The organism is Aurantimonas manganoxydans SI85-9A1 (assembly GCF_000153465.1).
GTDB lineage: Bacteria > Pseudomonadota > Alphaproteobacteria > Rhizobiales > Rhizobiaceae > Aurantimonas > Aurantimonas manganoxydans.
Genome location: NZ_CH672387.1, coordinates 323,453 through 335,178, shown reverse-complemented (window position 1 = coordinate 335,178; position 11,726 = coordinate 323,453). Strand labels below are relative to the sequence as shown.

Genomic DNA, 11,726 nt, shown 5'->3' with positions numbered 1-11,726 from the left:
CGGTTCGGACCTCTGGCTCAAAGGGGTGAACAGCGCTCCGCTCAGCATAGCGGTGCCTCGCGAACTCCGATCAAAGCTCGACGGTCGGTTTGGCGGGCTGATGGGTGCGTCATCGCAGGGGTTCGAACCGGATCCGGACTGCGTCGCCCTCTGAAGGTGACCACCACCAGGTCGGAAGCGGTGTAATCGGGCGGTCATGGCCCATGGCTTTCATCGAACGTTGAGCCTCCTCGTCTTGCGCCCTCCCCGCCTTTGATCAGCTTCCCGGCCGTGCCGGGAGCCTTCGCGCGGCCTTCCCCGGTACCGCGCCTTCTCCGGTGTAGGGATTCGCGCGCGCGCGCGAAGACGCGGAAGATCGATCAGAGGACGGCCGGTGACTTGAGACAGGCCGGCGGGCCCTGTATGCCCTATGGACCATGTCACCCGCGGCAGCTCGCCGGGGAATATGGTCGATATTTCGCCACCTTGTGCGCCGAAGGCGGAAGCGGGGATATCCAGAGGCGACGACGAGAGGGATGGTGCGCTTGCCGCAACACACGCCGGCATTCGGGGACGAGCCGCCACTGATCAGCGACCGAAGGCGCAAGCCCGACCGTCGCCAGGTCTCGGCGCGCTGGCTGGCCGGCACGCTTCTCACCGGCCTGACCTCGACGGCGCTGATGGGCATCGCCCTGTCGGCCGCGCTCGACGGCCATCGCGGCGCCGCCCGGCCCGCGGGTCTTGCCGCCGCCTTCGCCCCCAGCGAGGATCTCAACGAGAAGGGCGAGCGCGTCGTCGCCACCGCCCTGCCCGTCGCCCGCAGCCGGCAGGTCGTCGAATTGTCGACCATGACCCGCGAGGGCGACCGCGAGGTCATCCGCACCCTGCCCTTCGGCTATGTCAACATGCTGCTCGGCGCCCGCCACCAGACCAGCATCGACTACCCGGCCTTCGATCCGCTCAACATCTTTGCCGACCCGGACGCCGACGAACCGGAATCCGGCGACGAAGGCCAGGCCGCGCAGCTCTACGGCGCGCGGGTGGAGGCCGAGGTGCGGCTGAAGGTCGAACCCTTCGATTTCGACCCCGACAGCTACGAGCGCGTCGACGACATCGGCACCAGCGAGGCCGAGCGGCTGGTGCGGCAGGTTTCGCCCTCGCTCGCCTATGCGCCGGTGCAGGTCGCCTCGCTCAACACCGTCGATCCGCTGCGCTTCAACCTGACCAGCGATGCCGCAGAATACGAGCCGGGATCGGCCTTCCGGGTGATCGAGGAGAACGTCTCCCTGGCGCCGTCCGACACCGGCAACGACCGGCCGGAATTCCACGAAGAGGTCATCCCGCTGCGCGAGGCCGCGAAGATGGCTGCCGTGCTCGATGCCAATGGCTATGACGAGAGCAAGAGCGGCAAGGCGGTCGAGGCCCTCGCAGCGCGGCTGGAGGCGGATGCGCTGAAACCCGGCGACGCCCTGCGCGTCGGCGTCGAGACGATCGGCGAGGCCGCCACGGTGGTCCGGCTCTCCGCCTATCGCGGCACCCGCCATCTGGGCACCGTCGCCGAAACCGAGGACGGCCCGTTCGAGCCGGCGCAGGCTCCCGAAATGGGCGGCTCCGTCGCCGCCGCCTTCGACAGCAGCGAAAGCGAGGCGCCGCTGCGCGCCAAGATGCCCACCGTCTATGACGGGCTCTACCAGGCCGCGCTTGCGTACGGCCTCAACGACCGCCTCTGCCAGCAGCTCGTCCAGATGCTGGCCACCGAAGTCGACCTGCAGTCCCGCCTCGGCCCGACCGACCGCGTCGCCGTCTTCTACTCGATGGAGGAGGGCAAGGAGGAGGCGACAGACGAATCCGAGATGCTGTTCGTCGACGTCCGCTTCGGCGAGACCTCGCGGCGCTTCTACCGCTTCCGGCCGAAGGACGCCGAGAACGCCGACTATTTCGACGCCGACGGCCGCAGCGCCAAGCAGTTCCTGTTGCGCAAGCCCGTCCCCAGAGGCCGCTTCAGCTCGGCCTTTTCGACCGGCCGCAAGCACCCGGTGCTCGGCTATGTCCGTCCGCACTGGGGCGTCGACTGGGCGGCGCCCGGCGGCACCCCGATCTTCGCGTCCGGCGACGGCGTGGTGAAGAAGGCCGGCTGGGTCAGCGGCTACGGGCGGCAGACCATCGTGCGCCACGCCAATGGCTACGAAACCTCCTATTCGCACCAGAGCGGCATCGCCAAGGGCGTCAAGGTCGGCTCGCGCGTGCGCCAGGGTCAGGTGATCGGCTATGTCGGCTCGACCGGCCTGTCGACCGGCAACCACCTGCATTACGAGATTTCGGTGAACGGCCAGAAGGTCGACCCGATGCGCATCAAGCTGCCGTCGGGCCGGGTGCTGGAGGGCGAGGAACTCGCGACCTTCCAGCGCGAGCGCGACCGGATCGACGAATTGCTGCGCGAGCGGGTGGAAACGCCATTGCTGGCGGCCCGCTAGGCAGCGTTCGCGCGATCAGTGTCGAGCTGCAAGAGGCCGCCGACCGAAGCCGGACGGCGGCGAATTGCTGGATTTATTCGAAGGCGTTGAGGGAGCGGACGAACCGGCTTTCCTCGACCATCCGCCAGCGCAGGCTTTCGGACAGCGGGACGATCTCGTTCGGACGGCCCATGTCGCCGACATCGGCGCGGATATGGGCGTCGAGCAGGGACATCGACCGGTCCAGCCGTTCGGCCGACTTCATGGCCTGGCCAGCACGCTGCGAGCGCTTTGCGATCTTCAGTCCGAACATGTCGCCACCCCTTCGGCGGATCATCATCAATCCATGGGATGTGCGATAGTCGCGCTGGCAATTCCAGCGATAAGATCTAAACTGATCGGTGAGTTGCACTCATCGGTCCCGCGCATGTCCCGGCACAGCCAGCTTCCCCTGATCGAAACCGATCTCGCGCGCACCTTCGTCGCCATCTGCGACACGGGCAGCTTTTCGCGCGCCGCCGACCGCGTCGCCCGCACGCCCTCGGCGGTCAGCCTGCAGATGAAGAAGCTGGAAGAGATACTGCGCCGCGAATTGTTCGTGCGCGAAGGCCGCACCGTGCGCCTGACCAGCGATGGCGAGGCGTTTCTGGGCTACGCCCGCCGCCTGATGGATCTCAACGAAGAAACCGTGTCGCGCTTCCTGACGCAGGGCATCGAGGGGCGCGTCGTCTTCGGCGCCCCCGACGACATCGGCTATATCGCCGTGCCGCAGATCCTCAAGCGTTTCGCCTCGACCCATCCGCAGGTCGAGGTCGACGTGAAGCTGCGCTCGAGCGATGATCTGCGCCGCCTCTGCGATGCCGGCGAGCTCGATCTGGCGGTGCTCGCCTGCGGCGAATACGGCCAGCGCATGGTCACCATCGTGCACACGGAGAACCTCGTCTGGGCCGGGCTGAAACATGGCGGCGCCATCGCCCGCGAGCCGCTGCCGCTGGCGCTCGCCAGCCGCGGCTGTGCCTGGCGGGCCATCGCGCTCGATGCGCTCGATGCCGCCAATGTGCGCTATCGCATCGCCTATTCCAGCGGCCATTCCCAGGGACAGATCGCCGCGGTGCTGGCCGACCTCGCGATCGCGCCCCTGCCGGAAAGCCATGTCACCGCGCCGCTGCAGAAGCTCGGCGCGGCGGAAGGCTTGCCCCCCTTGCGGCAATACGAGGTGGCGCTGATGAAACGGCGCGGCTGCAGCGCCGTCGCCGAGGCGCTGGCCGAGCATGTCGTGGCGAGTTTCGCCGGCCTGCAGCCGACCCCGACCCTCGCCTTCGCCTGACGCTTTCCGGCTGCCGAAGAGCCTTCAACACCATCCCGCGGCACGGCCCGCGCGGCTTCACTTGCAATAGGTCGCCCCGTTGCGACGAGCAGCGATGTCGAGGTGGAAATGCGTCGCGTGGTCGGCGTCGGTGCCCGGTCCCAGCACCGTCTTGAACGGTCCGCAGGCGCCCTCGCGAATCTGGCGCTGGAACGCCTGCTCCGGTGAGCCCTCCGCCTGCTTTTCGACGCCCAGCCGGCGCCCGCTGGCAAAGCCGAAATCGGCGACGTCGACGGCGCTGCCGCGGGCATGTTCGGAAATGCGGCTGCCGGACGAGCGGCTGCGGCAGACATAGGTGGAGGCGTGGCGAAACGCCGTGACGGCATCGCCGGGAAACTGCGCCTGTGCGGCGGGGACGACGCTGCTCGCCACCCAGATGTCCAGCGCCAGCGCCGAGCGGCAGAGGAGCTGTGTCGGCTGGGCGATCGTCACGCCCGATGACAGCCGGTCGAGATCGATCGGACGCAGGACACCGCAATCGCCTTCGCTGATGCTGCCGCCCACCGTGAAGGTGACGCCGCGCCGGGTGAGTTCGTCCTCGCAGATCCTGGCGTCGGCGATGGCTGCCGCCGCCGCGACGGCGGCTTCCGGGGCGATGGTCGGATCCCGGCCGCGCAGCTCCTCCGGCGTCGCCCGGTCGCTCTGATCGGTGGGCGGGTCTGCCGCGGGCGATGCGGCTTTGCGACCGGCAGGCCGCCGCTCCGGCAACGGAATCGCGGTTACCGGCCGTTCGGCGGCTTCGTCGCCGGACAGCGGCGCGTTGACTGGATCGTCGACCGCCTCGGTCGTCGCGCCGGTCTCCTCGCCGTCCGGGCGTTGAGCGTTCACCGGGGCAACGGTCATCAGCAGCATCGTGATCAGGGCCGGCGCGGTCACCCAACACCGTGGCAACGGGAAGAGATGGCTCTGGGAGTTCCCGGTCCTCGGCATGACGCGTCGCCTTCGATTCGTCGCCGGCGCGATGCCGCGGCACCGCTGCTGGCCTGACGATTGCAGCTAGTGGCACGAGCGACCCCCGCCAGTATCCGTAGGGGAAGCGCGTCGACCCCGCGTGACCCTCCAGGGGCCCCCGGCCTGCGCCGCGCATCGCGCCTCTTGCGCCGCAGAGCGGGTTCGCGACACTGTGCGCCGCAAAGGCCGGGCCCTCTATCGGGCCGATGCGGCGAGAGGAACAGGATGAGCGTTCTCGTGACCGGCGGCGCCGGCTATATCGGCAGCCACATGACCCTCGGGCTTTTTGCCCGCGGGGAGGACGTTTTGGTGCTGGACGATCTGGGATGAGTTGCACCGACCCCGAAATTCCGCAGGCCGTGACCACGGCGCCTGTGCCGATGAGCCCGTCGCAATGGCGGATCTTCCATCGCAACGAAACGATCTGGCCGGCGGTGCTGGAGCTGTGCGACGGCGCCCGCACAAGCCTTGCGATCGAGCAGTACATCTTCGGAGCGGACATGATCGGCACCCGGCTGATGGATGTCCTGACCAAGGCCGCGCGGCGCGGCGTCCATGTCCGCCTGCTCGTCGATGCCTTCGGCAGTGCTGAGCTTGCCCGAAGCCCGGCGGGCGCCGCGTTCCGGCAAGCCGGCGGTGAACTCGTCCGCTACAATCCTCTGAGCCGGCTTCTGCGCAATCCGATCAGCGGCATGCACCGCCTGCATCGCAAGTCGGTCATCGCCGACGGGCGCCGGATGATGGCCGGTGGCGCCTGCTATTCCGACCGCATGGCGGACTGGCGCGACACGATGGTGCGCATCGAGGGCCCGATCGTGCCCGCCGCCCTCGCCGCGTTCGAGACCGCCTGGGCCTATGCCAGCGGCATTTCGGCCTGCAGGAGCCGCAGTCAGTCGGCGGAAGCGACCTGCGGCGCCGGCCACTGGAATTACCTGACCAGCGATCCGGTGCGACCGGCCCGCCAGCAGATCTACCAGGCATTGCTGAGCCGGTTGCGCGATGCCGAAACGTCCATCGATCTGGCGACGCCCTATCTGTTCCCGGACCGGAAGATCTGGTCGGCGCTCACCGGCGCGAGGCAACGGGGCGTGCGCGTCCGCCTGCTGCTGCCGGCCCGCAGCGATCATCCGGGCATCGATCTCTTTTCGCAGCGTTTCGCCGCCGCGCTCGTGCGGCGCGGGGTCGAGGCCCATGGCTACCTGCCGGGCATGATGCACGCCAAGCTGGCGATCATCGACGACTGGAGCATGGTCAGCAGCTTCAATCTCGACATGCTGAGCATCGGCCTGAACGTCGAGAACGGCCTGGCCACCACCTCGCCAGCCTTCAGGGACGTGCTCGCCGATCAGTATGCGTGCGACATCGCCACGTCCCGCCGCTTCTGATCGCCATCGGCGCCAAGCAGCGACAGGTCGGCCCAGACCGGCAGATGGTCCGAGGCGAGCCGCGCCCGTTCGGAGCTGTGCACGGCCGCCGCATCCACATGGATGTCGAGGCTGGTGATGATCCGGTCGAAGGAGACGAAGGGCATTTGCGAGTGGAAGCTGAGACCCGGCGCGATGACGTGATGGTCCTCGGCGAAATGGGCCAGGCACCCGCCCTCGGTGTTCCACTGGTTGAGATCGCCCATCATCACCGTCGGCAGCGGCTCTTCCAGGCTGGCCAGCTGGTCCAGCACAGCGCGGGCCTGCCGCTTGCGCCACAGCCCGACAAGGCCGAGATGCATGCCGACGACCCGGATCTTGAGATCGCCGATCTGCAGATCGGCCAGCGCCGCGCCGCGCGGCTCCAGCGCCGGCAGCACCAGCCGCTTGCGGCGCAGCAATTCCACGTCCTTGCGCACCAGGATCGTGTTGCCGTGCCAGCCCAGGCTCCCTGGCCGCACGCCGAAGCGGATCGGCCGGAAATGCGTCATCTCCGCGATCAGGCCGGGCGACAGCGACGACAGCCGGTCGCCCAGCCGGCGGTCGACCTCCTGCAGCGCGACGATGTCGGCATCGAGTTCGGTGAGGACGTCGAGAATCTGTTTCGGCCGCCGACGCCAGTCGGTGCCGACGCTCTTGCGGATATTGTAGGACGCGACACGAAACATGAGACCTCGTTCCCAAGCCGGAGCCGGGATCATTGCCCCTGTCCGCGCTCTCCGCAATGACCGCCCTTACCGAACGCGCCGGGATGCGGAACCGTCCGGCCGCGGCAACGCCGCTGTCACGACCGGGAAAATGAACCAGCGGCCCGTTCGATCCATCGGCCGCGTAGCTTCCTGCCCGGCGCGACGCGCAATGCGTCTCAGCCGGCGACAGGCAGGATCACCAGTTCGAAGGTCACGCAGACCGGATTGTCGCCATGCACGAGCCGGCCCTCGAAGATCGTGCCGTCCATCGCCACCACGCTGACGTCGAGCCGCGGCTCGGCCGTGCCGGCCTCGATCCGGCCGTCGCGGATTAGCAGTTCGGATGCATAGGAATCCATCGCCGGGCCGTTCGCAAAGCGCGCGCCGTTGAGGCTGCCAATGCCGGAAAGGCGCGCCTCGGCGATCCCGCGTTCGGCGCAGATCGCCGCAATGGCGGTGCCCACGTCCTGGTTCGGCCGCAGCGTGACAGCCAGTGCGTGGGGACCGTCGCCGGTAGCGGATCCGGACACGCCGTTGCGCGGCATCGTTTCGGCGGCGAACAGGGTGAAATCGGTCTCGGCGTCGTGGCGCGCGACGAAGCTGCCACCGACAAGGCCGGTGCCGCGCACATGCAGCGGCTCGGCCGTGCGGGTGTCCAACGGCAGCATGTGCCCCATCGCCCGGTCGCCGGCCGGATCGGTCCAGATGCCGTGGCAGTGGAGGAAGGGTCCGCCGTCGCGCCAGCCGACGATGGCGCCGGCCGCCTCGACGGTAACGATGCCATCCGGCGCGAAGGTCTCGCTGTACCAGGCTGCGTGGCTCGGACCCGGCGAGCCCGCGGGCATCACATAGCGAAACGGCGCGAAGCGACCGCCGGACAGGTCGACCCATGCGCCGTCGCAGCCCGCCGCCGCGAGACCGTCGGCGATCCCGGCATTGACGATCTCGCCAGCCGGCACGGTGAAGTCGAGCGGGACCGCGCGCGCCGGCGCGACGCAGGATCGCTGGGCCGCCACCGGGCCCGGGTGAACGATCCGCCGGGGCGCCGTCACGACGGCTCCGTTCGCGCGGACATCGCCGGACGAAGGACTGGCCCGATGCTCACGCCGCGCGCTCGCCGTCCAGAAGCCCGCGCTCTTCCAGCGCCTGGCGCACCAGCTTCTTGGTGATCTTGCCATAGGCCGATTTCGGCATCTCGTCGACGAAGACGAAGCGCCTGGGCAGCTTGTAGCGCGACATCTTGCCGTCGAGGAATGCCCCGAGCTCGGCCTCGCCGACGTTTTCGCCGGCGACAGTCACGCAGACCGCAATGCCGACTTCGCCCCAGACCGGATCGGGCACGCCGAGGACCGCGACCTCGCTGATCTTCGGATGGGTGAGGATCTTCTCCTCGATCTCGCGCGGATAGACGTTGGAGCCGCCGGAAATATACATGTCCGAGGCGCGGCCGGTGATCGACAGATAGCCTTCGGCATCGAGGTGGCCGAGATCGCCGGTGCGGAACCAGCCATTGCGAAACGCCTTCGCATTGGCGTCCGGATTGTCGTAATAGCCCGCAAAGACCGCGGGGCCGGTGACGCAGATCTCGCCGGTCTCGTTCGGTCCGAGTTCGGCACCTGCTTCGTCCTGGATGGAGATCGCCATGCCGGTGCGCTCGTAGCCGCAGCTGCCGATGCGCGCCGCCGCGTCGTCGGCCGAATGCTCATGGGCCGGCAGGACGGTGATGTTGCCGGTCACCTCGCCCAGTCCGAAATACTGCACGATCACCGGGCCGAGCGTCTCCAGCGCCCGCTTCTGGTCGGCGCGGTACATGGGCGCGCCGGCATAGATCACGTGGCGCAGCGAGGAATGGTCGTATTCGGCGGCCGCGGGATGCTCGACCAGCATCTTCAGGATGGTCGGCACGGTGAACATGTTCGTCACGCGCCATTCCTCGACGAGGCGCCAGGCGGCGGCGATGTCGAAGCGCTCGGTCGGCATCAGGATCGTCTTCGCCCCCGCAGCGACCTGCGTCAGCTGATGGACGCCCGCGCCATGCGACAGCGGCGCGACCACCAGCGAGGCGTCGCGCGGCCCGGTGCCGGGCATCAGGTCGCAGAGATGGTTGGTCGCCACGAAGGACATCTGGCCGTGGGTCAGCACCGCCGCCTTCGGGCGGCCCGTGGTGCCCGAGGTGAAGAAGAACCAGCAGGGATCGTCGCGATCGACCGTCGCATTCGCCACCGCGACCCCGCGATGGGCGGCAACCAGCGCGTCGTAATCCTCGCCGAATGCGGCCGCACCGATCGCCACGACGAAGCCGAGATCGGGACAAGCCGCCCGGCAGGCTGCGGCATGATCGGGAAAGGTGGCGTTGCAGATCATCCCCGTCGCGCCGCTGGCCCTGGCGAGATAGGCGACCTCGTCGGGCGTCTGGCGGAAATTCGTCGGCACCCAGACCGCGCCGAGGCGGAAGCAGGCGAACATGGATTCGAACATCTGGTTGCAGTTCTGCGACTGCACCAGGATCCGGTCGCCCTTCGACACGCCGTAGCGATCGCGCAGCGCCGCCGCCATGGCCGAGGCCCGCGCGTCGATCTCCGCCCAGCTCCATTCCGCCTCGCCCCAGACGAGGCCGACCTCGCCGCCGAGGCGGCGGGCGGCCCGCGTCAGGAAATGCGCGAGATTGGCGACCCGGGTCGATTGCGGCGCGACGCCGCCCTTCGGGTCGCCCGTCAGGGCGCCTGTCGTCACTTGGCGCGCTCCAGGATGGAAACGTAATTGGCGACCGCGGCACCGCCCATGTTGAAGACGCCGGCCAACTTGGCCTCCGGCACCTGCATGTCGCCGGCCTCGCCCATCAGCTGCATCGCTGCCATCACATGCATCGAGACGCCGGTGGCGCCGATCGGATGGCCCTTCGATTTCAGACCGCCGGACGGGTTCACCGGCAGCCGGCCGTCCTTGGCCGATACCCCGTCGCGGATCACCCGGTAGCCCTGGCCCGGCTCGGCAAGGCCCATGGCCTCGTATTCGATCATCTCGGCGATGGTGAAGCAGTCATGGGTCTCGACGAAGTCGAGATCGTCCAGCGACACGCCGCCATCCTCCAGTGCCTGGGACCAGGCACGTCGCGCCCCGGCGAACTCGGTCACGTCGCGGCGGCTCAGCGCCAAGACGTCGTTCATGTGACGGCGCGAGCGGAAGGCGATCGCCCGCTCGAGGCCGGCCGCCGTCTCCTCGTCGGCCAGAACGATCGCCGCCGCGCCGTCGGAGATCAGCGAGCAGTCGGTGCGCCGCAGCGGCGCTGCGACATAGGGGTTCTTGTCGGAGATCGTGTTGCAGAACTCGAAGCCGAAATCCTTGCGCATGTGGGCGTAGGGATTGGCCATGCCGTTCTTGTGGTTCTTGGCCGCGATCATCGCCAGCTCCTCGGAGCGGTCGCCGTATTTCTGGAAATATTGCTGTGCGATCCGCCCGAACAGGCCGGCAAAGCCCCCTTCGACCTCGGCCTCCTCCTCCCGGTAGCTCGCGCCCAGCAGGATGTCGCCGGTCTGCACTGTCGGGATCGCCGTCATCTTCTCGGCGCCGACCACCAGCGCGATCCGCCCGCGGCCGGATTCGATGAAGTCGATGGCGCTGTAGAGCGCCGCCGAACCGGTGGCGCAGGCGTTCTCCATCCGCACCGCCGGCACCATGCCGAGCCCCTCATGGGCCATGCCGACGAGGGCGCCCTGGAAGTCCTGCTTGGAAAAGCCGTTGTTCATGACGCCGACGAAGACGCCGTCGACGCTCTCGGCGCCGATGCCGGCATGCTCCAGCGCCGGGGCGACGACCTCGCCCATCAGCGCCTGGGTCGTCGGCGCCTCGGACTTGCCGAAATGGCTGTGCGACCAGCCGACCATCTGTGCCTTGCTCATTGCCTGATCCTTTCGAGTTCGAACCGTGCCGCAGGTTGCCCGCTTGCGGGGCCGGTTGGTGCGGCGCGCTTGTCCGCCGGTGGCGTCGTCTGCGTTCTGGTGTTGTCCTGGCGCGGGCCGTCGGGTGCAAACATCTGCTGCAGCCGGGCCTCCACCGCCTTGACCTCGTGGCCGATGAGGGACGCCAGCTCGTCTTGCCGGGTCTCGCCCATGCGGCTGTCAATCGCCGAGAGGCTGAGGGCGCCGGCGACGCGGCCGTCGGGGTAATGCACCACCTTCGCGATGGCCCAGGAGTTCGGCAGCACCAGACCCGGATTGACCGCGAAACCGCGCGCGCGGGTCAGCGCCACATGCTCGCGGACGATCTCGGGCGAATAGAGCGGATAGCCCGCCGCCATGATCTCGCGATTGGCGGCCAGCACCCGTTCGATCTCCGCGTCCGGCAGCGTCGCCAGGATCGCCAGCGATCCGCCGCCGACGCCGAGCGGATGGCGGTCGCCGACCTCCAGCGCATGGGTGCGGATCGGATAGGCACCCTCCTCGCGGTGCAGGCAGACCGCGAAGGCGTCGCGCCGCACCGACAGGAAACTCGTGTCGCCGCTGCGGGCCGACAGGGCGATGAGGCTTTCCATCGCGACATCGAGCAGGCCGTAGCGGCGCGAGGCCAGAACGCCGAGGACGAACGCCTCTTCGCCGAGATGGTAGCGCCGGCTGACCGGCTCCTGCTCGACCAGCCGCGAGCGCATCAAAGCCAGCAGAAGCCGCCGCCCCGTGGCGCGGTTGAGACCGCTTTCCTCGACCACGGTGGAGAGCGACACGCCGCCGGCGTGCCGGCTGATCAGCGACAGGAGCGCCAGCGCCCGGTCGACGCTCTGGGCTCCGCCGATCTCGCGTGCGACGGGTTGGTCTCCACCCAATCGCGCCTCCCCGATGTCCACATTATGGATGCCAATTCATACGGCACA

At 68.6% G+C, this 11,726-nt stretch carries 10 protein-coding genes and 1 pseudogene; 4 read left to right on the top strand and 7 right to left on the bottom strand.

The features are described from left to right. Positions 1–515 precede the first annotated feature (515 nt). Positions 516–2,453, top strand: coding sequence for a M23 family metallopeptidase (locus tag SI859A1_RS01845; RefSeq protein ID WP_040325015.1), 1,938 nt, complete (start codon positions 516–518; stop codon positions 2,451–2,453). A 73-nt stretch (positions 2,454–2,526) separates the two neighbouring features. Here the strand turns inward: SI859A1_RS01845 and SI859A1_RS01840 are convergent, their stop codons facing one another. Then, the gene (locus tag SI859A1_RS01840) at positions 2,527–2,745 is read right to left on the bottom strand and encodes a hypothetical protein (RefSeq protein WP_024351690.1); all 219 of its coding nucleotides are present in this window, start codon (positions 2,743–2,745) and stop codon (positions 2,527–2,529) included. A gap of 114 nt (positions 2,746–2,859) precedes the next feature. On the opposite strand from SI859A1_RS01840, the gene SI859A1_RS01835 reads away from it, so the two are divergent. Further along, positions 2,860–3,759 carry a LysR substrate-binding domain-containing protein gene (locus SI859A1_RS01835; RefSeq protein ID WP_040325012.1) on the top strand — a complete coding sequence of 300 codons (900 nt, stop codon included), beginning with the start codon at positions 2,860–2,862 and terminating at the stop codon, positions 3,757–3,759. A gap of 57 nt (positions 3,760–3,816) precedes the next feature. On the opposite strand, the gene SI859A1_RS20115 is transcribed toward SI859A1_RS01835, so the two are convergent. Further along, a complete protein-coding gene (locus SI859A1_RS20115) occupies positions 3,817–4,728 on the bottom strand; it encodes an extensin-like domain-containing protein (protein WP_009208174.1) in 912 nt (303 codons plus the stop codon). Between the two features lie 246 nt (positions 4,729–4,974). On the opposite strand from SI859A1_RS20115, the pseudogene SI859A1_RS22425 reads away from it, so the two are divergent. Next, positions 4,975–5,073: pseudogene (locus SI859A1_RS22425) on the top strand (NAD-dependent epimerase/dehydratase family protein); the annotation flags it as partial. A 2-nt stretch (positions 5,074–5,075) separates the two neighbouring features. Then, positions 5,076–6,134 (top strand): phospholipase D-like domain-containing protein, encoded by a 1,059-nt coding sequence (locus tag SI859A1_RS01825; RefSeq protein WP_009208173.1) that lies wholly within the window; start codon positions 5,076–5,078, stop codon positions 6,132–6,134. Here the strand turns inward: SI859A1_RS01825 and SI859A1_RS01820 are convergent. The 5 genes from SI859A1_RS01820 to SI859A1_RS01800 all read right to left on the bottom strand — a co-directional run bounded on the left by SI859A1_RS01820 (position 6,095) and on the right by SI859A1_RS01800 (position 11,678). Then, on the bottom strand, positions 6,095–6,841 hold the full coding sequence (locus SI859A1_RS01820; protein WP_009208172.1) for an endonuclease/exonuclease/phosphatase family protein: 747 nt from the start codon (positions 6,839–6,841) through the stop codon (positions 6,095–6,097). The genes SI859A1_RS01825 and SI859A1_RS01820 overlap by 40 nt on opposite strands. A 197-nt stretch (positions 6,842–7,038) precedes the next feature. Next, positions 7,039–7,914: a PCC domain-containing protein gene (locus SI859A1_RS01815; RefSeq protein ID WP_009208171.1), complete on the bottom strand. Its 876-nt coding sequence runs from the start codon at positions 7,912–7,914 to the stop codon at positions 7,039–7,041. A gap of 49 nt (positions 7,915–7,963) precedes the next feature. After that, on the bottom strand, positions 7,964–9,595 hold the full coding sequence (locus tag SI859A1_RS01810; RefSeq protein ID WP_009208170.1) for an acyl-CoA synthetase: 1,632 nt from the start codon (positions 9,593–9,595) through the stop codon (positions 7,964–7,966). Next, positions 9,592–10,761, bottom strand: a complete 1,170-nt coding sequence (locus SI859A1_RS01805) for an acetyl-CoA acetyltransferase (protein ID WP_009208169.1) — start codon at positions 10,759–10,761, stop codon at positions 9,592–9,594. The genes SI859A1_RS01810 and SI859A1_RS01805 overlap by 4 nt, the downstream gene beginning before the upstream one ends. Continuing rightward, positions 10,758–11,678 carry an IclR family transcriptional regulator gene (locus SI859A1_RS01800; protein ID WP_148233704.1) on the bottom strand — a complete coding sequence of 307 codons (921 nt, stop codon included), beginning with the start codon at positions 11,676–11,678 and terminating at the stop codon, positions 10,758–10,760. Before SI859A1_RS01800 ends, SI859A1_RS01805 begins: the two co-directional genes overlap by 4 nt. Between the last annotated feature and the right edge of the window lie 48 nt (positions 11,679–11,726).